We start from the raw sequence: 23,623 nt of genomic DNA, 5'->3' as shown, positions 1-23,623 counted from the left end.
ATTGTCCTATAATAAAGAGAAGATTACCTGCAGGCAATGATATAGAAATTTACTTTCTTAACTTAAGAAAGTATACTCATAAGATGACGGAAAAGAAGTACAGTAAGATTTTAATAGCAAACAGAGGGGAAATTGCCTGCAGGATTATCAGAACTGCTCGTAGGATGGGTATATCTTGTGTATGCGTATATTCGGATGCGGATATAAATTCTGTGCATATAAGACAAGCAGATGAGTCAAGATATATCGGCCCTTCGCCATCTTGTCTCAGTTATTTAAACATTGAAAAAATATGTGAAGTAGCAGTTGAAACAGGTGCTGAGGCAGTTCATCCTGGCTACGGTTTTTTAGCAGAAAATCCAGATTTTCCACGTGCTCTTCAAAAACATAATATAGACTTCATCGGTCCCAGTGCAGAAACAATAGAAGTTACAGCCAACAAAATAACAGCAAAAGAAGCGGCAAGAAAAGCTGGAGTGAATGTAGTGCCAGGATATATGGGTAAGATCAGCGATGCTGCCCACGCAGCTCAAGTTGCTGAAGAGGTCGGTTTTCCCGTTATGCTCAAAGCTGCATCAGGCGGTGGTGGCAAAGGAATGCGAATTGTAAATTCCAAAAAAGAAATTGAACTAGCGTTCACATCAGCAACAAATGAAGCAGAGAAAAGTTTTAAGGATGGCAGTATCTTTATAGAGAAATATATAGAGTTACCAAGACATATTGAAATACAAATCATAGCAGATAAATATGGCAATATAGTGTGTCTTGGAGAAAGAGAATGCTCGATACAAAGGAATAATCAGAAAATAATAGAAGAAACTCCAAGTCCATTCATTAGTGAAGAAGTAAGACAAAAAATGTATGCCCAATGTGTTTCTTTAGCAAAGCAAGTTGGCTATTTTTCAGCAGGTACTGTTGAGTTTGTTGTAGATAAAGACCAAAACTTCTATTTTCTTGAGGTAAATACGAGATTACAAGTTGAGCATCCAGTAACAGAATTTATAACTGGAATAGACATAGTAGAAGAAATGATTAGAACTTCCTGTGGAGAAAAATTGAGATTCAATCAGGATGATATTAAACTTACTGGTTCTGCAATAGAAAGTAGAATTTGCGCTGAAGACCCATCAAAGAAATTTTTCCCTTCCAGCGGAAGAATAAAATATTACGATAACCCGGATGAAAATGATTATGTAAGAATAGATGATGGAGTTGCTGCAGGTTCAGAAATTAGCACGTTCTATGACTCAATGATTGCAAAAGTTATAACATATGGAAAAGATAGAGTAGAAGCGATCAGTAGAATGCAAAAAGCATTGTCTGAATGCTATATAGAAGGAGTAACAAATAATATAGAATTTCTAGAATCCATCTCCCATCACCCAAATTTTATTGCAGCAAAGCTCCACACGAGATTCATTCCAGACCATTACCCTAGTGGGTTTCACGGCGATTTTGTTACAGAAGAATATATAAAAGTATTTATTTTTGTTTCGTTATATGTTTATTTAGAAAACGAAGAAAAGTACCATCATAAAGCAGTGAATGAAACGCTTGTAGTTGTAATAAATGACAATAAGTACTCTGTAAATGCAAAGTACCAAGATAATATATTAACAATAGTATATAACCACAATACATACTCTGTAGTAGGCAAGTGGAAATCAAGTTATAGGTTGCTAAACATCACGATTAACGATGATACCGATATAACACTTAAAGTAGAAAAACAAGGCAGCAAATACTTCATAAGACATGCAGGCATGAAAGCTGAGTGTTGTATATTTAAACCTCATGTAGCTGAATTAAGTAAGTTAATGCTAAATAATGAAACAGAAGGGATTTCAGTAGATGCTGTAAAATCCCCAATATCTGGCTTATTAGTTAAGTTGCACGTAAATACAGGAGATCAGGTGGAAATAGGACAACCTTTATTTGTGGTGGAGGCAATGAAAATGGAAAATATTATATGTGCTGAAGCAGCAATGGTGATAAAAAATATTCCCGTTCAAGAAGGAAAAAATGTGCAGATTGGTGATGTAGTATTAGCTCTGCTTTCTTAAATAACACAAGAAGTATAAACTTGACCCAAACAAGATAAATGAAAACACTTGATGAGCTATGGCAATGGCTATTGGTATGTGCAATAATAGAGTAATTACACCCAAAATGATCTGAATGATAACGGAGAGCAGCATAATATATACCGGTTTTACGCTAGCATTTTTTACTGTGAGTATTACTACCAAAGCTAGTATTAGCAATGCCAGTGCTCGATGTATAAATTGCACTGTCACTCTGTTCTCAAAGATATTCAGCCATATAGGGTGTAAGAAAAATAAATCTTCTGGAACGATTTGTCCGTCCATTAGTGGAAAGGTATTGTAAATTAAACCAGCATTTAATCCCGCAACAAACGCACCGAAAATTATTTGTATTACAATTAGAATCAGAATAAGTATTGTGTAATATATACTACTGTTAGTAGATTGAAATCCTGTCATCTCAGCGTCACGCACTGGGATGACATCTTTCTTGGTGAAAGTTACTCTTATATCGCAATGTTCGTGCAGTTGCGTACGTGACGCTGGCTGATAATCAAAAAATTGATACGATAATAGTGCAAAAATAACTAATGCTAATAATAAGTGAAGTGCGAGCCTATAGTGGCTAACATGAGGCTTGGCTACCAAGCCGCTTTTTACCATATACCAACCAGCAAAAGCTTGCAGCGCTCCAAATAATAAGACTATCAATAGCCTTATTACTACCTTTTTAGATATTTTTCTTCTTAATGTAAAATATATAAATGGCAGGACAAAAACTAAACCTGTTAGTCTTGCAACCAATCTGTGTACATATTCTATTAAGTATATAGCGCGAAACTCCTCTATACTCATACCATAGTTAAGTGCTTTATATTCAGGTGTAGCTTCGTATTTTAATTTTTCTTGTAGCCAGTCTTGTTCACTCAGTGGTGGTAATGTTCCAGTAATGGGTTTCCACTCCGTGATTGACAATCCTGCTTTTGAAAGTCTGGTAAATCCACCAATCCCCACCATGAGAATTACCATGATATAGCAGAGAAAAAGCCAAATAGCTACAGGTTTTGATTCCATAAACCATGCTGAGTTTTGTTCCATCGCTCAGGGTAAAGAATAAATTCCCACAAGGCAAGAAAAGCTGCAACACTATGTAGCAGACTATAGACCGGAAAAAATATCGATACTATATAAAAATAAAAAGGCATCTTTTGCTGTTTGACAGCTATTACCAAAAGAATCAGGTTAGTAACGTATACCACTAAAAAGTAGTACAAAAATAATTCATTTAAAACTTTAGTTAATATCAATGAAAGCAGTAAAAATGGAGTAGTAAAAAATATAAAAGCTGCAGAGCCAACAAAAAGATTCAATAGCAAAATTCCCTTAAATCCAGTGTGTTTATAAAGTGACTTTATATTTTTTAAATGAACAATATAAGTTTGCATATAGCCTTTGATCCAGCGCGCTCTTTGCTTAATCCAAGCAAATACAGCAATTGGTGACTCTTCCAATGTTTCTGAGTCAATCATCCTGGTTTTATAGCCCATTTGCGCAAGTCTCAAACCGAGGTCAGCATCTTCGGTAACACTATAAGCATCCCAGAAAAACACTTTTTTTAGAATTTTTACTGAAAAATGATTACTGCTACCACCCAAAGGCATTGGCATGTTCATTTTTTGGAATCCAGGCAATAAGTATTGAAACCAGTTCATATACTCCAGAGAAAAGGATTTTGTGAGAAAATTATAATCACAATTATAGTAATTTAATTTTGCTTGTACACAGGCAAGCTTATTGTCGTCCTTATTAAATTCAATCAGTGCTTTTTTTAACTGCAATGGGTCTGGTTTATCGTCCGCATCATATATTACCACATACTTTCCTCTGGCAAAGCTCATAGCATAATTGCATGACTTGGCTTTTGTTCTAGGCAAAGAATGAGGCACTTTTATTACTTCAAAATACTGCGGTAAAGTATACTTTTCTATAGCTGCTAGCGTTTCCTGGTCATCACTTTCTACCTGAAGCTTCACATCTAATTTTGATTTTGGATAATCCAAACTTTCAATGCTTTCGATCAATTGCTCTATCACTGCACTTTCTTTAAAAGCAGGCAATAAAATAGTATATATAGGAAAATCTTCTTCATTCAGCTTACTATAATCCACTTTTTGGTTGGAGGTTTCACATAAGTTAAAAATTGTAGCTATAAACTTGAATAAATAACTAGAACAGCCGATTATAAATATCAACATCAAAGCAAAATATGTATATTTCTCTGTTAGTGTTAAAATTGAAGTTACAATAAAGAAAGAAGCAAAAAATATTGAGCTTAGTTTAATGCTTTTAGCTGAAAAATTAGGATTCTTGTAATATAAGTAGTTGCTTGCAAATTCTGAAATACCAAAGTGCGAGTTAAGAAGATTTAAAATCTGTTCGCTATCCACTTTTATTAATACATAGTCAATACCGTAATGAGCTTCGACCCAACGGTTGACATCTCGGCTTGTGTCTTCAACCATAAAAAAAGTAGTATCATTTAATTTTTGCCAAGGAATTATATTAAATTTATAGTAAAAAAGTTTCTCTGGCTCTTTGCACAAACTAGAATCAAACTTAATTTTTTCTACATTATCAGCTTGAAGTATAGGCAATTGTTGCATTAAACCTAATGCAATTTTTTATTTAAGTTACGTGAAAATGAAGATATGACCTCGCTACTACGCTTATTATCTTTACGTTCATGCATTATTTTTTTTACAGCATCAGCAGCTATATTTGTTGTGTTAGCCTGTAAATCTCCAAGAGCTTTTTCAACTTGGTCAGTGACTTTCTTCAAATTAGAATGGGCATTGTCATCTAACGTCTGATCCAGCTGCTGTCTATTGTGCTTAATGATACTATTAGCTTTATCAAGTGCTTCATTCATCATTTTATTAACTTCTGCATCTAATTTTTTGTATTTTTCAGAAGATTTTTTGTAATACTCTAACATATCTTTTCTGAATTTTTCAGTTTCTTCACTTGAAAATCTGCTTTTGTTACGCTTATTGTTAAGCGCATTTTTTATCACTTTCTTCAGCAATTTATACGAAAGAACAAGGCCTACCAAGAAGGCAAGACCGATAATCAGTGATGCAGACATAAAAACTCCTAAAACTCTTTGGACACCAAGTCAGCAATAAATTTCTCTTTAATTTCAGAATTAGTCAATTTAGTATAATAAATTAAAGCAATACTAGTAGCCATTTGTTTTAACTGATCAGTATATTCAGATTTAAATTCTGCTACTTTTTCTTCAATAAGCTTGCTCTTTTTTTTGTCTTCCTCTTCTAATATACTCTTAACATTAGCTCTCATTTCTTCTACCTGAGCAAGTGCATCATCTATGATCCTTTTTGCCTGTATTCTAGCTTGGTTTAAAGCGGCATTATACTTGGCAATCTGATCTTCCGTAAGTCTTAAAAGATGAACAGAACTACTAAAAGAATCCAATACTTCTTTACTTCTAGTGCTTATTATTTCATCTAACTTTGGCAAAAATAAACAACTTACTACGAAAAAAAGTGAAGAGAAAAAAATTAAAAACCAAAAAACTTGAGAAAAGAAAGTTGAAACATCAAGTTGTGGCATATGTCAAGCAACAAATATTAACAATAGCGCAAGTAGAAACGCAAATAATCCCATTGCTTCAACTAAAGCTGCTCCTGTATAGACATATTTTTTCATTTTATCTTCTGATTCAGGGTTTCTTGCAAGCCCATTTAACATAGTAGAAAATATATTTGCCACACCCAAAGCTGCTCCGAGCATTCCAAATATAGAAAAACCAATCGCTACAAATTTTAAAGCTTCTAAATCCATATATTACCTTTAACTATTTCTTTACAGCATTAATTATAAAATATCCTGTAGGGAAGTCAATTATTTTACTGCATCTGATAAATATACACATGTTAAAGAGGTGAATATATAAGCTTGTAGAATTGCAACGAACACTTCAAACCCTATTAATGCGATTATAAATAAAAATGGTATAGGGGTTAGAACCACGTTCATGTTTACGATAAACCCTGCTATTACTTTGATAATTGTATGACCTGCAATCATGTTTGCAGCAAGCCTTATTGATAAGCTTATAGGCCTTGCCAGGTAAGCAAATAACTCAATAAAAATCATCATGGGTGCAAGCCACAAAGGAGTTCCTTTTGGTAGCAATATGCGTAAAAATTCTACTCCCCTTTCTTTAAATCCAACAATCGTTATATAAGTAAAAACTACCATCGATAAAGCGAAGGTGACTATCACATGACTTGTGACCGTGAAACTATAAGGAAGAATACCAACCAAATTACATGATAAAATGAAAATAAATACTGTGAATATCAATGGAATGTGCTGCAAGCCTTTGCTTCCAGTGTTATTTTCTATTATTGAAACAACAAAATCATATACATATTCAACTGCAGCTTGCAAATATCCTGGTATTACTGACCCCTTCTTTATTCCAAAAAGCAAAAAGAGTATCACCAATATCACCGAAATCATCGTGAAAAAAGATGAATTGGTAAAGCTTACGTCATACCCAAATAACCTAGGTAACTCTATTACCGTATATACTTTAAACTGCTCCAGCGGATTTAATGCCATTTTAATCTGAATTATCAACAGTAAATAAAGTATGAATTTTATAGGACAAAGTCAAGGGTTAAGATTATGTGGGGCTCTGTATCATTATAGCATTAGCATGTTAACAAAATATGTAATTAGAATGCCAATTATAGCCAGCGCTGTGTTTTAAAATTTACCAATCTTATTAAATTATTCAATATTTTGACTTAACATCTTATTTTAATTATAATTTAATTTTTAGTGAGGTATTATTATGAACGAAATAGATTTTATTAACACTAATCATCCTTTAAACTTAGAGCAAGAATTTGGTAGTGGATATATTAGATTCACTGACGGTTATTTTGATGAGAATACCGGTGGTTATGGAATGATAGGTCAAGTATTAGATGAAAATCATAACACGTTAGGACCACTAACCGTTGGCGGCTATGTTTGTCATTTTCACCATGATGACCATAAGGTTAATCTTCAGTATCTCATGGAAGTAAACTTAGAAGGTGATATGGAAAAGATACTTTCTCTTAAGAAAGGTATATAATTACGTAAGTAGGCTTTTTTATTGTTTCTTGCAATATGGGAGCCATTTACTACAACAAACTTTAAAAGCACCGCATTTTATATTACAATAACTTTTTTGTTTCTTGTTAGATCGATGAAATTCACGTTATCTTGGTTACTGGAGTATTTAGAAACCAATGCTAGTTTAGAAGAAATTATCGATAAATTAACTCATATAGGGTTAGAAGTAGAAGATATTATTGATAATGCCAAATTAGCTGGGTTTGTTGTTGCAGAAGTATTAGAGGTGATACAGCATCCAAATGCTGATAAATTAAAATTATGTAAAGTAAATGATGGGAGTAAAATTCTACAAATAGTTTGCGGAGCAAACAATGTTAGAGAAGGTATGAAAACTGTGCTTGCATCTCTTGGTAGCACATTGCCAGAAAGTGATTTCACAATCAAGCCCACAAAAATACGAGGAGTGCTAAGTGAAGGGATGCTCTGCTCTGCTTCTGAACTTGCGCTGGTTCAAGAGGAAAGTGAAGGAATAATCGAGCTTTCCGATGATTATAAAGTAGGGGATAAATTTTTCAATTGTGACCCTGTAATTGATATAAATGTTACTCCAAACCGTGGAGATTGCTTAGGCATTTATGGAATAGCTCGCGACCTTGCTGCAACTGGAATTGGGACATTAAAGACTTTAAGCATTCCACAACTTACCAGCTCCATAAATTCACCAATCGATGTTGAAGTTACTGACGGGGAAAGTTTTATTAGTGGAATATACATCGCCAATGTAAAAAATCAAGAAAGCCCAAAATGGTTAAAAGATAGGCTGGAATCGATAGGAATGCGCTCCATTTCTGCAATAGTTGATATCACGAACTATATTATGATATCTTTCAGCCGCCCAATGCACGCGTATGATGCAAAAAAAATAGAAGGAGAGCTCACAGTACGCAAAGCAAACGACGGAGAAAAATTTGCTGGTTTGAACGGTAAAGAATACTTATTAAACACGGACACAAGCGTTATTGCAGGTGATAAAAATATTCATGCAATTGCTGGAATTATGGGTGGTAAGTGCAGTGAATGTACTCTTGAAACTACTGATATCTTTTTAGAGTCTGCTTGGTTTGACCCTATATCTATCGCTAAATCTGCAAGGCAGATGAATATCTCCACAGACGCTAGTTACAGATTTGCACGTTCAGTTGATCCTGGATTTACCCTTGAGGGACTCAATCTTGCAGCTAAAATGATTTTGGACTTATGTGGTGGAGAAACCTCAAGCGTAGTGTCTGCTGGCAGCTTAGATAGGACTGACACCAAGGTGAGCTTTGACTATCAGGATGTGAACAAGTTTGGAAGTGTGTCTGTATCGCCTGATGAAGTGTTCGATATCTTAACGAAACTAGGGTTTAGTATTGATAAAAAAACCGAAGGCAGTTGGAATGTACAAGTACCAAGCTGGAGATCGGACGTGACAATACCTGCTGACCTAATTGAAGAAGTAACAAGGATATACGGCTATGACAAAATAAAAGAAGAACCACTACCAAATAATGTTGAAGAAGTAGATAGTACATACGACAATTTGCGTATTTTGATGACAAACAGAGGGTTTCATGAAGTGCTAACCTGGTCGTTTATGAGTGAATCAACAGCTGAAAAATTTGGTTACTCGAATAAGTTATTTATCATCGATAACCCATTTAATAACAACTTCAATATAATGAGACCAAGTATCATACCAAATTTATTGCAAGTCACTGCTGATAATATTGCCCATGGAATATCTGATCTTGCAATCTTCGAAATTGGGCCGATTTACGATGGTGGAGCTCAGTCTAAACATGTTTTAAGTGGAATAAGAACAGGAAATAATTTGCCGAGAAACCATTATAATACTGATAGGAAAGTAGATGTTTTTGACGCAAAGGCTGATTGCATAGCAGCTTTGGAGTTTTTTAACGTCAATTGTGATAATTTAACGATAGAAAGAGCAGAAAAAGAATATTACCACCCAAGAAAGTCAGGCACTCTCTCTTTTAAGAATAAAGTAGCAGATTATTTTGGAGAACTGCATCCGAGTATACTGGATTTTTTTGATATCAAGCAAAAAGTTGTAGGTTTTGAGGTAATACTAGAAAATATTGAAAATTTACCTGTAAGTAGAAAGAAATTTATCGACTATAAATACCAAAGTGTAAAACGTGATTTTGCATTTATTGTAAATAAGGATGTGAAAGTAGGTAACATAATCAATGTGGTAAAAAAAAGCTCAGAGCTCATCACAGAAGTTTTAGTATTTGACGTATACCATGGAAATAATATAGAACCGAATAAGATGTCTATAGCATTGTCAGTTACTTTCTGCTCTCCAATCCACACTTTAACTGAAAAAGAGATCCAAAAAGAATCAAGTGCTATAGTTAATTTAGTATATGAAAATACCAGAGGAACTTTGAGAACTCATCATTGAGCCACAATCATAGTTTCCTGCTTTGGCTGTGCCAAGCTTACCTCATCTAATCTACTTCCAACCTTGAATTCAATATCCTTAAAAAATCTATCCCACATTCCATACAAATGATCTTTTATCTTAGGCCATACATCATTTTTAAATGTTTCTCCTTCATCAGAAAATAAATCACCTAAAAAAGCCCCAGCTTTCTCATAACTTGACTCGAAATGTTGAAGAAATGTCTCCACTTCCTTATAAGAGGTGTGTGCTACATCTAACGCTTTTCCTTCTGTACTCTCATCCCCATGTATTGCAACGACAAGGCCTGTTTTAATATACCCCCAACATGTCCAAAAAGATTTCACAGGTTGCAAAAGTGAACTCTTATCATTTTTTGGCACATTATTTATTATATTTTCCACCAACCTATCTATCAAAGGAGACAATAAATTTTGACTAAAATGTTTGATATTATCTTTTGTTTTAATTACAGGATATTTGATGCATCTTTCTGCTAAACAGTACTCAAGTTCTGCTTTCTCGAATAATTTCTTGATTTCTTTTTCATTAAAAGTTTCTTGCTTAAGCACCTCCAACAACTTATCTTCTATTACTGCAAATTTTATTTTTTCACGAGATTCTAGTTCTTCTCTGTAATCATTTGTTGCTTTTTCATTTATCAATAATCTTTCTTTTTTTAACTCTAATTGTTCTAATGCTTCCAGAATTTCTTGGTTATTTTCCAAGTGCATCTCTATTAACTTTGTATTTGGATGTTCTTTTCCCTTGCTATTTTGCTCATCTTTTAAGTATTTATTTAAATCCTTATTTCCTTCTATTATTTTTCTTAACAGTATAGGTTGTTCAGGTCTTTCCAAGTATTTTTCAATTCTCATTCGATGTGAATTAATCTCTTTCACTAGATCTGGTGCCTCTTCCTTTAATAACTCACATGAATCCTCTATACCCTTTGCTTGGCCTTTAAACAAACTTTGCGTTTCACATTTCGTTATTTCTAAATACATCTTTTCTATAAAGTCATTCACTTTATCCGAAGTCTTTGTTTCATTTAATTCACTAAGATCTTCTGCTAAAGATTGCTTTATTTTGTTATCTGATTTATTCAGTAGAGTTTGAATAGTCCTTATTCTCGATTCTATTAGCCTTTTCTCAACCTCTTGATCATCATATTCGAATTTAAAAAGATCTTCTAATTTTCTTTTTAATGCACCATCTGTTAAGCTACCGTTTTTCCTATTTTTATGCACCTCTTTTAGTTCTTCACATATCCTGTTGTATCTCTCTTGACCTTTTTCTTTTAAATGTTTAATTTTTTCTTCCGCACTACCCAGAGCTTCCTCTGTTGTTTGATGGTACATATCCCTATAAACATCAATTATTGTTCTCTTAGCTATCTTCTTTTCTTGTATAAGCTGCCTCCATTTCGCTCTAAACATAAGAAGCGCCTTATCTTCTAAAACATCTGGTACTTTTGCTCCTGCTTTTTTTAGATCTTTTATTATCATTTCTTTTTCACTTGGCAATTCCTTACCTTGGCTCTCCAACTCTTGTTTCACTAATATATCTCTTAGCACGTTTTCTAATGAAAAACCTTCTTTTCTTTTTTGTGCAAATTTAATTGCTTGTATAAAGGCAACTTGATAGGCGTTGTATATTAAGTGACTTGTCAATTTAGGACCTATACTATTTACTACTTCCACTCTGAATTCGTTCAACAATTCCTTCAGCTTATCATATGTAATATCTTTCTTTTCTAGCTTCATCAGCTCTTCCATAGTCTTCGCAAACTCTTGAATCGAAGTTGCAAGCACATTCTTGATTTCATTACGCAAAGGCTTAAGACCATTTTTTAAGTGGATATTAGCTGACAATTTCAGTATGGTATTATGTTCTGAATCACGTGCAACATTAAACCAACTACCATCTTTATCTTCGTATAAATCTCTAAGTAATTGTTCAAATTGCGGTGGAAACTTAACTTCCATATCCCACTGAATGTCTGATTTACCAGCATCTATTTCACGAAAAGATACCTCAATATTTTGGTGTTCATTTTGACATAACCCACTACTCACTTTCAGAACAGCAATCAAAGAATGAGATAACTTTCTATTTAAAAGATAAAAAGTAGCTAAGGCAGGTGTTGCAGGAATAAGCAAGAGTAGAAGTATAGGTATACTAACAAGAACCGCGATTGAAGCAAGAACACCATATGCCAATCTTTTTGCTGTACTTTCACTTACTTCACTTTTTTTTGTTTTATTCTCTCCTGAACTGATTTGTGTCTTATCATTTGTTTTTAATTTATTATATACGGCTAATCCTAACGCAGTAAAAACTATATAAGGAAACATTAAAACCGATAGTGCTAAATTCAACGCTTGTTTTTCCGGACAAGCTTGGTTTATCTCTTTAAATATCCTACTTGATATATTATACCAAGAAGTAAAAAAATCAGAGTTATAATCTTTATAATGAAATATACTGAGTGGAACGTCAAAACCAGCAGCTACACTATCAAAAAATTCTTCTTGTTCTTTCGGAATGCGAGCAGATTCTCGCAGAATATTAATATTAGTTGACCAATCTTGTTCCTCTAAAGCATCAAAAAACTCTTCTTCCTCTTCCAAAGTAACATTGGAAGTAGATTCTACTTTACCTAAATCACCACTATTGTTAACAACTTCTTCATAATCATCTGCAACAGCATTCATACCATAACCTTATCCAAGTACTTTAAGTATAGCACAAACACTGACGATTTTCAACTACTGACAATCTAACTTAATATCAACACTTAAATCCTGATATTCCTTAGAATAAAAGTTAGTTCCAATTTCTGTATTAATTTCTAAAGATAAGGAAAGAGTCTGCTCTTTTATGTATTCACCCCATGTATTTATTGCTTTCTTAATTTCCTCATCCTCTGTTTTGATTATTACTCTGATTCTATCTGATATATGAAAATCAGCTTGTTTTCTGGTTTCTTGAATGAGCCTCACGACATCTCTCGCTAACCCTTCTAGAATTAATTCATCATTTAGTTCAGTATTTAGAATGACAACTCCTTTGTTGTTATCAAACACAGCAGAATATCCACTATTTGCTTTTAACAATAGTTCATATTCGCCTTTTTCTATGATGTAATTTTCTGACTCATTACCTAAAAAAACTTGCTCATTTTCAACTTGCTTCCATTTTCCCTCTTTGACATATTGAACTAGTTTCTTAATTTTGCCTGGAACTCTCTTTCCAAGCATAGGAAAATTTAGTTTCAGTTCTAGTGATGCAACTTCTTTCAACTCACCTACTATTTCTAATTCTTTTACATTTACCTCGTCTTTTATCATCTCTTGATATTCATTCATGCTTGGTGTCATTCCAGCACTTAACCATTTCTTTTCTTTCTGGATCCCAGTGTCAGCTACTTGGATGACTGGAGAGAGCTCTGGAATGACAGAGGGTTGTGTATCGTCAAGAAAACCGCAGGAAGACTGATGATAAATCGTCATACTACTAAGTGGTTGTCTGATACGTATGTTAAAAGTGTTTCTAATAGAGAGCGCAGAGTTGCATATTTCTCTTACCAAATCCATTTTAGCAATGAGCTCATTATCAAACTTCTCTAATTGTGGAAAATCAGCCAAATGAACAGATGTTTCTTTATACTTAAGCCCTTGCCATATAGTCTCTGTTATAAGTGGCAATAAAGGAGCTGCAGCTCTTAGTATGTAATAAAAAACCGTATATAGAACATTATAAGCATCAGTTTTATCCTGATCCAAATCACTTTTCCAAAAACGCTCGCGACTGCGACGAATATACCAATTATTCAGCACTTCAAAAAAGTTCATCAAAATTTTGCAAGCCTCTTGGGAGTTATAGCTGTTCATAGAAGCTTGGATACTTTCTACAGCTTCAAAACATTTGGAAATCATGTAGCAATCAATAGTACTGTGATAATCCTTACAAACTTCAGCTTTAATTCCATCTGCATTTGCATACATAGTAAAAAAGTGATAACTGTTCCAAATAGGTTTTATTACGTTTTTCAGAACATCTCGTATTGAGTTTCCTTCTTTATCGAGTAGCAAATTACCACCACAAACAACAGATCCAGAAAGCATAAGAAAACGCAGTGCATCAGAACCGTATCTATCAAAAACCTCCATTGGATCTGCATAGTTATTCAAACGTTTGGACAATTTTTGCCCTTTTACATCCAAAACAACACCATGGCATATGCAATTCTTAAACGGTTCACTGTCAAACAAAGCAGTAGACAATACAAAAAGTGTATAGAACCAACCTCTGGTTTGTGCTATGTACTCGGTAATAAAATCCGCAGGAAAGTTATTCTCAAACCATTCCTTATTTTCAAACGGATAGTGGACTTGCGCAAATGGCATCGAGCCAGATTCAAACCAACAGTCAAATACGTCAGGCACACGACGCATAATCGATTTTCCTGTTGGGTCATCAGGATTTGGTCTTGTTAAAGTATCGATAAATGGTCTGTGCAAGTCGTCTATTTTAACATTAAAATCTCTCTCCAGTTCTTCTATTGAACCATATACATCTACCCTTGGATATTTTGTATCATCTGATTTCCATACAGGGATTGGCGTACCCCAGAATCGATTGCGTGAAATTGACCAATCGTGTGCCCCTTCAAGCCATTTTCCAAATTGACCATCTCTAATGTGGTTTGGTATCCAATTAACTCTCTTATTTAGCTCTACCATTCTGCTTTTGAATTTTGTAACGGCAACGTACCAAGAAGGCATAGTGCGATAGATCAAAGGAGTGTCAGTTCTCCAGCAGTGTGGATAATTGTGAATATATTGCTCAGTCTTAAACCAACTTCCCTGCCCTTTTAATTTTTTTATTACTGTATCATTGGTATCAAAAACATGAACCCCTGCCAAATCTGAAACTTCAGCAGTAAATTTTCCACTGTTATCAATTGGACAAATAACTGGAATATCATGGCTTTGGCAAAGGTAAAAATCTTCCTCACCAAATCCAGGAGCAGTATGCACAACGCCAGTACCATCTTCTCCTGTAACATAATCAGCGATGAAAACGCGGAATGCATTTTTCGTATCTTTAAAGTAATCAAATAGTGGTTTATAAGAAAGACCTACAAGATCATTTGCTTCAAGTTTTATATTGCAGTTTTCATATGGAATATTGTTTTGTTCAGAGTGGCTGATAAATTTCTCTAGGTAGCTTTCAGCGAAGATGTGGATTTCACCATTGACTAATACTGCACAATACTCAATATCTTTCCCTATCGCCAAAGCCAAGTTGCTCGGCAACGTCCAAGGAGTTGTAGTCCAAGCAAGTAATTTACATACATTTTTAAACTGCTGTGGGTTTTCTAAAAGCTCAAATGCAACAGTTACAGCTTTGCTAGTCTTTTCTCTATATGCGTTATCAAGCCTTGTTTCAAAATTGGATAATGGAGTTTCGCACGCCCAGCTATATGGAACAACGCGCACTGATTCATACACCAGACCCTTATCATAAAGCTGTTTAAATGCCCACATGACCGACTCCATAAATGATTTATCCATAGTCTTATAGTCATTGTGAAAGTCTACCCACCTTGCTTGCCTATTTACATACTTTTCCCATTCTGATGAAAATTTCATTACAGAAGTACGGCAATGGTTATTGAATTTTTCAATGCCGAATTTTTCTATTTCAGTTCTACCAGATATTCCAAGTTCCTTTTCCGCACCCATCTCAGCCGGCAATCCATGGCAATCCCAGCCAAATCTACGTTCGACCCTTTTTTGCAGCATAGTTTGATATCTTGCAAATGCGTCTTTGATGAAACCAGTGAGTAAATGCCCATAATGCGGAAGGCCATTTGCAAATGGAGGGCCATCATAAAAGACAAAACAATTATCCTTAGAACGTTTCTCAACTGACCGCTCAAAAACTTTGTTTTCCTGCCAAAATTTTATGATTTCTTTTTCTAACGACGAAAAATCAGGACTACTTACTGTATCAGGATAATGCTTCATGTTCATTTTGACCGGATAAAGCCAAAGAATATAGGGCTTTCTAGAAAATTACAAATGCAAAAAGAAACAAACTTATTCCTGCACCCCACACCCTATAGCTAACACAATCCCACGTCATACCGCGATTCATTCGCGGTATCTCAGCTTAACCGTCATATCGTCACGGTATCTCTAGATCCCGCTAACAAGTAGCGGGATGACGGTTGTCGGTAAGCCTAAATTACTTTAGCTATAGTTGATAAACTTGAAATAAACTACGTGAAGTACTTCTATCTTATTCTATAGGGGTACTTTCTCTCAATCAAAATAATTCTCTGACGGATGTCCAACAGAGCTATCCTGCACCACACCCCAACAAACTATTCTGCCGAGCTTCCAATACCTTCACATTTACTATTTTATCTCTATACTTCCCTTCAGGATCATCAATGCATACTGATTGCATATATGGGCTTTTACCAATAATTTGGTTTTGGTGTTTGCCTTTTTTATCGCTAAATAGAACAGGTATAGTTTTGCCTACCATACTCTGGTTAAACTCAAGTTGCTGTTCACTAATTAATTTCTGTAAACGAAGAAGGCGCTCTGTTTTAACCTCTTCTGGCACTTGATCTTTTCTTTCTGCTCCTGGTGTGCCTGGTCTTGGGCTGTATTTAAAACTATAAGCCTGAGCATATCTAACTTTTTCTACTAATTTCATAGTTTCTTCAAAATCTTTTTCGGTTTCTCCAGGAAAACCAACGATAAAATCAGAAGAAAATTCGATTTCAGGTTTCAATTTGCGAAATCTGTCTATTATTTCCAAATACTCCTCTGCAGTGTGTTTCCTGTTCATCACGCGCAATATTTTATTCGAACCTGACTGCACAGGCAGGTGAACAAACGGCATGAGTTTTGACTCTTCCGCATGTGCCAAGTAGAGAGATTCATGCATATCTCTTGGATGAGAAGTTGTATAACGAATCCTCTCTAGCTTTTCAATTTTAGCAATATGACTAATTAATTTTCCTAAATCCCACACTTCCCCTTCGCATTCCCCATGGTAAGCATTGACGTTCTGACCAAGCAAATTGATCTCATTTGCCCCATTTGCAACTAATTTCAATACTTCGCGAAATATTTCATTTACTGGTCGTGAGTACTCAGCTCCACGAGTGTAGGGCACTACACAAAATGTACAAAACTTATCACAACCTTCTTGTATGGAAAGAAACGCAGAAGATCCTTGGCTATTGCCGTAACATTCATCTGGCAATTTATCAAACTTTGCAACTTCCGGAAAATCAGTATTTATTACATGACCTTTACTTCTGCTTGCTTTGACTATCAGTTCTGGTAAAGCGGCAATGCTTTGCGGACCAACAACAATATCCACAAATGGGGCTCTTCTGAACACTTCTTCTCCCTCTGCTTGCGCTACACATCCAGCCACCACTATAGTCATTTCTTTTCTTGATGAATGAATCCTTCCAAGCTCTGAGTAAAGCTTTTCTGCTGCCTTCTCTCTAATATGGCAAGTATTCAATATCACCAAATCAGCTTGTTCTGCATCACTAACAACGTTGAACCCTAGAGGCTTAACTATATTCTCCATTAAAACGGAGTCATAAACGTTCATCTGACAGCCGTAAGTTTTGATGTATAGGCCTTTCATATTTGGTATATCTTTTTCAAAACCCTACATACAATCACATTAAATGTCTAACAGAATAAACACGCACACCCCAGCGCGTGACGCTAGTAAACTTGCTAGCACAATAGATTTTGACAAAATTATACGAAAAACTGGATCCCAGTGGGCTTTGTTGCATCGCACCTTATACTGGTAGTAATTTACGATAAATATCATGTAGCCATTTCAAATTTAGCCATACCAATTTCAGTAAATTGATTAAGCAAATAGCACTTAATCAGCAATTCTTTTTCGCGATTTACTTCGGATTTATTCCTAAAGCTGAATCCAAATATTTGCTTTAATCTTGAGAAAAACCCTTCAATATAAGATCTTTTCCCATAATTTACTTCTTTTTTCCATTCTTTCACGCCATCTTCACCGTATAACTTTATTAACCTAATAGCAGCATTTCTGTCAGACATATAATCTATTTCTGGATGTTCTGCCGCATTGTTTATTGGTGGAATTTTTGCCTTTATATCATATTCGTGACACAATTTGTAAAACTTGTGCCTATCATATGCCCTATCTGCATATAGTGCTTTTATGATATGCTGAAAATTAACTTCTTTAAGCAAATCGCAAGCTCCATAGTGATCAGAGTAGACACCGTTACTGTATTTTACAGCTATGGCTTTTTTGCTGTTTATATTCAACATTACATGCAATTTTCTTGTCTGTTCATAGCCACGATATTTTCTGTTAGCGCTATTTTCCTTGCTGTGACCAGGGGTATTGTTGTAAATGCTGATACCTGTACTATCTATAGCAATTTCGATGTCTTCCATATTATTTTTATCAATTCTGCAATCATTGATCTTAATATTAAGTTTCTTAAACCTTCTTGATGCTTGTGAATAGCTGATAACTGCTAAATCTCTTCCTATTTGTTGCATATATCCTTTTATAAACCCCACCGTTTGTCTTAAACCAATTCTAAAAAGATTGACAATTATATGCACCAAAATCACAACTTTATCACTGTAAATATAGTTGCCGCCTTGCATTTTTGGACTATTTTCATACCAATTTTCTATGGCTTCATTGATATAATGAAAAATATTTCCTCTTTCCTGGAGAAATTTGTTATATTCATTTTGGTTACTGACTTTCATTTTCTGTGGCATATTTTTTCTTCAACAGTTAAATGGTTATTTATAATGAATTTTGTCAGTAGCCACCAGATTTTTTCGGTTGCTATGCAACAAAGCCATCCCAGTGTCTGGGCACTGGGATGACATTCTTCTGGTAGGCTCAAATTGTAATGTTCGTACAGTTATGTGTCAGCTACTTGCATGACACCATTTGTTGTAAACTTGTAAACTCACTTTTTCTTGATTTTTTGGTTTATCTTGTCTACCTATTTTGCCACTCTGCTGAACGGATACATTACACAATCAACGAACTGCCTGTCATTTCATCAGGTTTTTTAATTCCAAGTAGCTGTAAAATAGTAGGGGCAATATCAGATAACCTTCCGTCTCTTAGTTTTAGATTATTGCAAGACACAATAAATGGCACTTTATTTAGAGTGTGTGCTGTATGAGGTGTATTATTTTCTTCATCGAACATACATTCCACATTACCATGGTCTGCAGTAACAATTAATGCGGTGTTGCTTGACTTTTTAACAGCACTCAGCACTTTTGCAAGACAATCATCTACAGCTAGCACAGCTTTCTCGGCTGCTTTTATATTACCTGTATGCCCTACCATATCAGGATTAGCGTAATTTACAACTATCAGTGCGAATTCTTGGGAGTGAATTTTTTCTACAAGCTTTTCTGTGAGCTCGGAGGCTGACATTTCGGGCTGCAAATCATAAGTTTGAACTTTTGGTGAGGGAATGAGTATTCTTTCTTCACCAAGGAAAGGTTCTTCTTTTCCACAATTGAAAAAGAAAGTCACATGAGCGTATTTCTCGGTTTCGGCAATGCGTAATTGTCGTAATTTGTTGTCTTCTATTGTTTGTCCTAGAGTATCAACGAAAGAAGTAGGAGGAAAAATATAAGGAATTTTGAGATCTTCTTTATACTTCATCATACTTAGAATTGAAGAGAATTTTGCTACCTCAATATAGTCTGTTTTGCCTAGCAAAATACTTGCTAATTGTATCATTCGATCAGCACGAAAGTTAGCCAGTAACACTCCATCTTCTGGTTTTATACCTTGATAATCACCTATTACTGCGGGTTTTATAAACTCATCAGTTATGTTATTTTGATAATTTTCATCAATCAACGATACTGCATTATCATGACGAGGTGCCTTTGCAAATGCGATAGCCTCATAAGCTTCAATTGTTCTCTCCCACCTGTTATCACGGTCCATAGCATAGTAACGCCCAGAAACAGTAGCAATTCTTGTGTCATTTCCCTTTATACTCTTTGTAAATTCTTGAATGCATTTTTTTCCTGAATTCGGCAATGTGTCTCTGCCATCTAAAAATGCATGTATCACCACTTTGATTCCATGCTGTGATATTTTATTTGCTAAAGCTCCAATATGCTTTTGATGCGAATGAACACCACCATCTGATATCAACCCCATTATATGGCATATGCCATTCTTACTTTTTAGATTACTAATAAAATTTTGTAGATTTGTATTATTTTCTATTGTTCCAATCTCTTGATTAATGCGCTGAAGGCTTTGCATTACTACTCTACCACTGCCAATATTCATATGGCCAACTTCTGAATTACCTATTTGACCACCAGGTAACCCAACATCAGCTCCACAGGCGGATAAACTGCATTTTGGATAATTAGAGCTAATATATTGCCAGCAGGGTGGATTTGCGTTGCTGATAGCATTGTATTTACTGCTTTCTACTCCATTTCCCCAGCCATCTAGTATACATAAAACGACTGATTTAATGCCCATATAAGATTAACACTAGAATTTAACAGAGAAGAGCTCCCCGGGCCGGATTCGAACCAGCGACCAATTGGTTAACAGCCAACTGCTCTACCACTGAGCTACCGAGGAATAAACCGTCTTTAATTTATCACGTTGAACATTGGTTGTAAACGTTTTTTGTGTAGACTTTGAGTCCAACTGGTCATAGAAACAAAAACTTACTTAACACCCTTCGCCAGCCCCCTTATCATGACGTCCAGTACAATGTTGCAAATTAAAAATCTCTCCATCCTGTGCTGGTTCTTCGATTCTAAACGCCACTTCTACCTGGTCATAACCAATCTGAATTCGTTCTACTAATGCTTTAATGATGCCACGCTTAGTTTGCCAATCTAGCTGTTCCAAATTAGATTTTACACTGGAATAAAGACTCTTTATACTGTTGATGATAAGGTTCATTCCCTTCTCTATTGCTTTTTGATCAACTACCTTTTTCTTCTCTTCTTCTATCCCTCTTAAGCGTTCCCTCATTCCTTTCATCGTCTGTTTAAATTCTTCCTCACTTATATATCCTTTATCTCCTACATTTTCTTGACTATAATAGTCTTCCATTAACTTTTCGATGCCTTGTTTTATTTGATTTTCCCTTCTTGCAAACTTCTTATCTGATGATTCATCATTTTTATTTTCTGCAATTCTACGGTGATACTCATTTTTTATTATCTCTGGGTTTTTTAGTAAATTTTTCACCTTTTCCCATATAGCTGTTTCTAACATATCTGTACGGACCAATTTATTAGTACACTTCTCCCTACCATCAGTAATACGTATAGTACTACTACAGCGATAATAGCTAAACTTTTTTCCTTCAACTCCACATTGTGCACCACTATACGCATATCCACAGTTTTGACACACAACTAGACCTTGTAATAGATATTTCTTTTTTCCTCCCTCTCTCTGCATCCTTGCTCTTTTTCTATTTTCATCCAGTTGCTTTTGTACTTTATTAAATAACCCTTCATCAACTATTTTTGGTACTGGTATATAAATCCAGCTGTCCTCATCTGTGCGACAGATAGAAACCTTTTGTTTATTTCTTTCTCTTCTTTCAACCCTCTTTAATTTACCAAACGCTGCTTGTCCTTTATATGCTGGATTTCTTAATACCTTCCAAATTATTATTGGACACCACACCTTCTTTCCAGTTCTTGTTCTAATTGACTTATCTCTTAGTCTACGTATCACTTCCCTTATACTTATTCTCTCTTGCCCTACCCACATGAATATCTGCTTTACTATTTTTGCTTCCTCTTCATTTATTTCAAACTTTGTCTTTTCTCTATCTACATGCTTTATACGATTATAACCAAAAGGTGCAATGCCAATTACACTTACACAGCCTTTTTTTGCTCTATGGAGTTTTCCCCTACGACTACGTTCCATAATCTTTGTACACTCATATTCTGCCACTAATCCTTGCATTCCCAATAACAATTTAGACTCTGGATTATTTTCAGTCTTATGATTTAAGAATATTACTTCTACTCCTGCTTTTTCAAATTCATCAAGTAGTATCATTTGATGTGCAGATTTTCTTGATAGTCGGTCAGGTGAATGAATATAAATTTTATCAATTTGATCTTCTCCTACTTTATCACGTAATGCATCTAAACCTTCACGTTCTAAACTCCACCCACTAAGCCCATCATCCTTAAATTCATACTCATTCAATAACTCATGCTTATCTGCAGCAATTCTATGCTTGAGCTCGGCAATTTGACTCTCTATTGTATTGTTCTGCGCTTGACTCTTCGATGAAACTCTTGCATATAAGTCCACTGTTATCATTTTTCTTTATCTCCTTTTCATTGTTTCTTTTTACCGCATACCTTAGTAACAGCTCATAAGCGTCTGCTAGATGTTGTTCCGCTAATTCATCTGGCTCGTATCGGCAAGTTAATGTTCTTTTTCTCATAGTTTCTCCTGCAAATGTTTTTGTAGTGCAAGGAGCCTTACCACTCCTTTTTTCCATCAATCCATTTACTCTTATGAAAAAGACCAACTTTTATCAGCTACAGCCTTCAAATTTGGTCTAGCCCTTCCTTTGCCAACTACTGTTGCGCTTTCTGATACGACTCTTATTTTTTTAACAAACTTTCCATTTTCTCTGTTTCTTTCTTTAATACCTCGGCTATTTCTTTGCTATTTTTCGCATAATCCATCGCTGTTATTCCAAATTTATCTGCTTGCTCTATTTCAGCCCCTGCTTTTACTAGCTCCTCCACTATTTCTTTTTCTCCTACCATACATGCAAGATGCAGCGGAGTGCATTTATTGCCATACTCTTCAGCATTTACATTCCCTCCTGATTTTATCAATTCTCTAACTGTTTCTAGACGTTTCTCCGTTATCGCTAGATGCAGTGCTGTATGTCCTCTTACATCTGCTGCATTCACATCTACTCCTTTTTCGATTAATAACCTCACTGTTTTTACCTCTACTGCATAATGTAGAGCTGTTCTTCCTTTTTCGTCTCTTTCATAAATATTTTTAAACGAGTTCTCTAATAGTGACTTATCTTTTTTACCCAGCTTTACCATAACTTACCCCACCTTTTCTTTAAACCTAAGCCTTTCTTTTTACCACCTCATCTATCATTGCATTCACTTGGCTGATTATCTTGCTTGCTAAATTTTGACATTCTTTCTTTATTAGCGATTTGTCTCTCTTCCTTATTTCTCCTATCTCTATTATTTTTAGCTCCGGCATGTAGCTTCCATTCAACATGTCTGCTATTTCTCCCACTAGCCCCTCTATTCCATAGCACGTCAGTTCTCTACTTTTTGTTATTCCTCCTTTTTCTCTCAAAAATTTACTCGCCTTTTCACTCTCTTTGCTATCACATAGACGATACTTTTCACTTTCCCAGATGTAATACATTGGCGTTGCGCCGTACTTATTCAGTTGATTAACTTCAGCTCCAGCCTTTACCAGCTCTTTTATTATTTCAACTCCTGCTCCTCCCATCTTGCACGCAGAGTGGAGTGGCGTACATCCAGTGACATATTGAGTGGCATTTACTTCTGCTCCCGACCTTAGCAGCACTTTTACATTTTCTAAACTCTTTGCGAATACTGCACAGTGTAGAGGTGTATAACCATTTTTATCTCTTGCATTTACCTCTGCTCCTTTTTTTATTAATAATCTCACTGTTTTGTAATCAGAGATTTCTACTGCTTGATGCAAGATCGTCTCTCCTTCTTCATTTCTTTTATTAATGTCTTTAAATCCGTTACTTGATACTTCTTTAAAAAACTTACTCTTGCTAAAACTCATTTCATACCTCACAAAATTAGCTTTTCTAGCACCAGAC

General features: G+C 35.1%; 19 protein-coding genes and 1 tRNA gene. 3 read left to right on the top strand and 17 right to left on the bottom strand.

Going from position 1 to position 23,623, the window contains the following annotated elements; translation table 11 throughout:
• Positions 1-83: 83 nt before the first annotated feature.
• Positions 84-2,063, top strand: coding sequence for an acetyl-CoA carboxylase biotin carboxylase subunit (locus OPR48_RS03580; protein ID WP_265026592.1), 1,980 nt, complete (start codon positions 84-86; stop codon positions 2,061-2,063).
• Here OPR48_RS03580 and OPR48_RS03575 read toward each other — a convergent pair.
• From OPR48_RS03575 to OPR48_RS03550, 6 genes are read right to left on the bottom strand one after another with little or no spacing between them, the layout of a single operon-like run.
• Positions 2,046-3,119, bottom strand: a complete 1,074-nt coding sequence (locus tag OPR48_RS03575) for a COX15/CtaA family protein (RefSeq protein WP_265026617.1) — start codon at positions 3,117-3,119, stop codon at positions 2,046-2,048. The two genes, OPR48_RS03580 and OPR48_RS03575, sit on opposite strands and share 18 nt — an antisense overlap.
• Positions 3,101-4,699 (bottom strand): glycosyltransferase family 2 protein, encoded by a 1,599-nt coding sequence (locus tag OPR48_RS03570; protein WP_320109935.1) that lies wholly within the window; start codon positions 4,697-4,699, stop codon positions 3,101-3,103. Before OPR48_RS03570 ends, OPR48_RS03575 begins: the two co-directional genes overlap by 19 nt.
• A 14-nt stretch (positions 4,700-4,713) precedes the next feature.
• Positions 4,714-5,190, bottom strand: coding sequence for a F0F1 ATP synthase subunit B family protein (locus tag OPR48_RS03565; RefSeq protein WP_265026590.1), 477 nt, complete (start codon positions 5,188-5,190; stop codon positions 4,714-4,716).
• A gap of 8 nt (positions 5,191-5,198) precedes the next feature.
• Positions 5,199-5,678, bottom strand: a complete 480-nt coding sequence (locus OPR48_RS03560) for a F0F1 ATP synthase subunit B family protein (RefSeq protein ID WP_265026589.1) — start codon at positions 5,676-5,678, stop codon at positions 5,199-5,201.
• Between the two features lie 3 nt (positions 5,679-5,681).
• Complete coding sequence (locus OPR48_RS03555) at positions 5,682-5,909, bottom strand: F0F1 ATP synthase subunit C (protein ID WP_265026588.1); 228 nt, start codon at positions 5,907-5,909, stop codon at positions 5,682-5,684.
• Positions 5,910-5,969: 60 nt separating this feature from the next.
• Positions 5,970-6,695, bottom strand: coding sequence for a F0F1 ATP synthase subunit A (locus OPR48_RS03550; RefSeq protein ID WP_265026587.1), 726 nt, complete (start codon positions 6,693-6,695; stop codon positions 5,970-5,972).
• Positions 6,696-6,930: 235 nt separating this feature from the next.
• On the opposite strand from OPR48_RS03550, the gene OPR48_RS03545 reads away from it, so the two are divergent.
• Entirely contained in the window at positions 6,931-7,218 is a 288-nt protein-coding gene (locus OPR48_RS03545) for a hypothetical protein (RefSeq protein ID WP_265026586.1), read from the top strand.
• A 114-nt stretch (positions 7,219-7,332) separates the two neighbouring features.
• Positions 7,333-9,672 carry a phenylalanine--tRNA ligase subunit beta gene (gene pheT / locus OPR48_RS03540; protein WP_265026585.1) on the top strand — a complete coding sequence of 780 codons (2,340 nt, stop codon included), beginning with the start codon at positions 7,333-7,335 and terminating at the stop codon, positions 9,670-9,672.
• Here the strand turns inward: pheT and OPR48_RS03535 are convergent.
• The 11 genes from OPR48_RS03535 to OPR48_RS03485 all read right to left on the bottom strand — a co-directional run bounded on the left by OPR48_RS03535 (position 9,666) and on the right by OPR48_RS03485 (position 23,586).
• Positions 9,666-12,389 (bottom strand): hypothetical protein, encoded by a 2,724-nt coding sequence (locus OPR48_RS03535; protein WP_265026584.1) that lies wholly within the window; start codon positions 12,387-12,389, stop codon positions 9,666-9,668. The genes pheT and OPR48_RS03535 overlap by 7 nt on opposite strands.
• 54 nt (positions 12,390-12,443) lie before the next feature.
• Positions 12,444-15,716, bottom strand: coding sequence for an isoleucine--tRNA ligase (ileS, locus tag OPR48_RS03530; protein WP_265026583.1), 3,273 nt, complete (start codon positions 15,714-15,716; stop codon positions 12,444-12,446).
• Positions 15,717-16,044: 328 nt separating this feature from the next.
• Entirely contained in the window at positions 16,045-17,364 is a 1,320-nt protein-coding gene (gene miaB, locus OPR48_RS03525; protein ID WP_265026582.1) for a tRNA (N6-isopentenyl adenosine(37)-C2)-methylthiotransferase MiaB, read from the bottom strand.
• A gap of 39 nt (positions 17,365-17,403) precedes the next feature.
• Positions 17,404-17,559, bottom strand: a complete 156-nt coding sequence (locus OPR48_RS03520) for a hypothetical protein (protein ID WP_265026581.1) — start codon at positions 17,557-17,559, stop codon at positions 17,404-17,406.
• Positions 17,556-18,512 (bottom strand): IS5 family transposase, encoded by a 957-nt coding sequence (locus OPR48_RS03515; protein ID WP_265025515.1) that lies wholly within the window; start codon positions 18,510-18,512, stop codon positions 17,556-17,558. The genes OPR48_RS03520 and OPR48_RS03515 overlap by 4 nt, the downstream gene beginning before the upstream one ends.
• The gene (locus OPR48_RS03510; RefSeq protein WP_265026579.1) at positions 18,497-18,643 is read right to left on the bottom strand and encodes a hypothetical protein; all 147 of its coding nucleotides are present in this window, start codon (positions 18,641-18,643) and stop codon (positions 18,497-18,499) included. Before OPR48_RS03510 ends, OPR48_RS03515 begins: the two co-directional genes overlap by 16 nt.
• Before the next feature lie 131 nt (positions 18,644-18,774).
• Entirely contained in the window at positions 18,775-20,271 is a 1,497-nt protein-coding gene (gene gpmI / locus OPR48_RS03505; RefSeq protein ID WP_265026578.1) for a 2,3-bisphosphoglycerate-independent phosphoglycerate mutase, read from the bottom strand.
• 33 nt (positions 20,272-20,304) lie between these two features.
• Positions 20,305-20,376 (bottom strand) — tRNA-Asn (locus OPR48_RS03500).
• A 93-nt stretch (positions 20,377-20,469) separates the two neighbouring features.
• Positions 20,470-22,098: a recombinase family protein gene (locus tag OPR48_RS03495; RefSeq protein WP_265026577.1), complete on the bottom strand. Its 1,629-nt coding sequence runs from the start codon at positions 22,096-22,098 to the stop codon at positions 20,470-20,472.
• A 290-nt stretch (positions 22,099-22,388) separates the two neighbouring features.
• Positions 22,389-22,850, bottom strand: a complete 462-nt coding sequence (locus tag OPR48_RS03490; protein ID WP_236514967.1) for an ankyrin repeat domain-containing protein — start codon at positions 22,848-22,850, stop codon at positions 22,389-22,391.
• A 25-nt stretch (positions 22,851-22,875) separates the two neighbouring features.
• Positions 22,876-23,586, bottom strand: coding sequence for an ankyrin repeat domain-containing protein (locus tag OPR48_RS03485; RefSeq protein WP_065095389.1), 711 nt, complete (start codon positions 23,584-23,586; stop codon positions 22,876-22,878).
• Between the last annotated feature and the right edge of the window lie 37 nt (positions 23,587-23,623).

This window comes from Wolbachia endosymbiont (group A) of Bibio marci (assembly GCF_947251645.1).
GTDB lineage: Bacteria > Pseudomonadota > Alphaproteobacteria > Rickettsiales > Anaplasmataceae > Wolbachia.
This window is presented reverse-complemented; position numbering and strand designations above follow the sequence as displayed.

Bases quoted from the DNA above. Each gene is read 5' to 3' on its own strand.
- miaB (WP_265026582.1), bottom strand. From the start codon at position 17,364: ATGAAAGGCCTATACATCAAAACTTACGGCTGTCAGATGAACGTTTAT.
- gpmI (WP_265026578.1), bottom strand. From the start codon at position 20,271: ATGGGCATTAAATCAGTCGTTTTATGTATACTAGATGGCTGGGGAAAT.
- OPR48_RS03535 (WP_265026584.1), bottom strand. From the start codon at position 12,389: ATGAATGCTGTTGCAGATGATTATGAAGAAGTTGTTAACAATAGTGGT.
- OPR48_RS03555 (WP_265026588.1), bottom strand. From the start codon at position 5,909: ATGGATTTAGAAGCTTTAAAATTTGTAGCGATTGGTTTTTCTATATTT.
- OPR48_RS03515 (WP_265025515.1), bottom strand. From the start codon at position 18,512: ATGCCACAGAAAATGAAAGTCAGTAACCAAAATGAATATAACAAATTT.
- OPR48_RS03560 (WP_265026589.1), bottom strand. From the start codon at position 5,678: ATGCCACAACTTGATGTTTCAACTTTCTTTTCTCAAGTTTTTTGGTTT.
- OPR48_RS03575 (WP_265026617.1), bottom strand. From the start codon at position 3,119: ATGGAATCAAAACCTGTAGCTATTTGGCTTTTTCTCTGCTATATCATG.
- OPR48_RS03485 (WP_065095389.1), bottom strand. From the start codon at position 23,586: ATGAGTTTTAGCAAGAGTAAGTTTTTTAAAGAAGTATCAAGTAACGGA.
- OPR48_RS03545 (WP_265026586.1), top strand. From the start codon at position 6,931: ATGAACGAAATAGATTTTATTAACACTAATCATCCTTTAAACTTAGAG.
- OPR48_RS03490 (WP_236514967.1), bottom strand. From the start codon at position 22,850: ATGGTAAAGCTGGGTAAAAAAGATAAGTCACTATTAGAGAACTCGTTT.
- OPR48_RS03550 (WP_265026587.1), bottom strand. From the start codon at position 6,695: ATGGCATTAAATCCGCTGGAGCAGTTTAAAGTATATACGGTAATAGAG.
- OPR48_RS03495 (WP_265026577.1), bottom strand. From the start codon at position 22,098: ATGATAACAGTGGACTTATATGCAAGAGTTTCATCGAAGAGTCAAGCG.
- OPR48_RS03580 (WP_265026592.1), top strand. From the start codon at position 84: ATGACGGAAAAGAAGTACAGTAAGATTTTAATAGCAAACAGAGGGGAA.
- OPR48_RS03520 (WP_265026581.1), bottom strand. From the start codon at position 17,559: ATGATATTTATCGTAAATTACTACCAGTATAAGGTGCGATGCAACAAA.
- OPR48_RS03565 (WP_265026590.1), bottom strand. From the start codon at position 5,190: ATGTCTGCATCACTGATTATCGGTCTTGCCTTCTTGGTAGGCCTTGTT.
- ileS (WP_265026583.1), bottom strand. From the start codon at position 15,716: ATGAACATGAAGCATTATCCTGATACAGTAAGTAGTCCTGATTTTTCG.
- pheT (WP_265026585.1), top strand. From the start codon at position 7,333: ATGAAATTCACGTTATCTTGGTTACTGGAGTATTTAGAAACCAATGCT.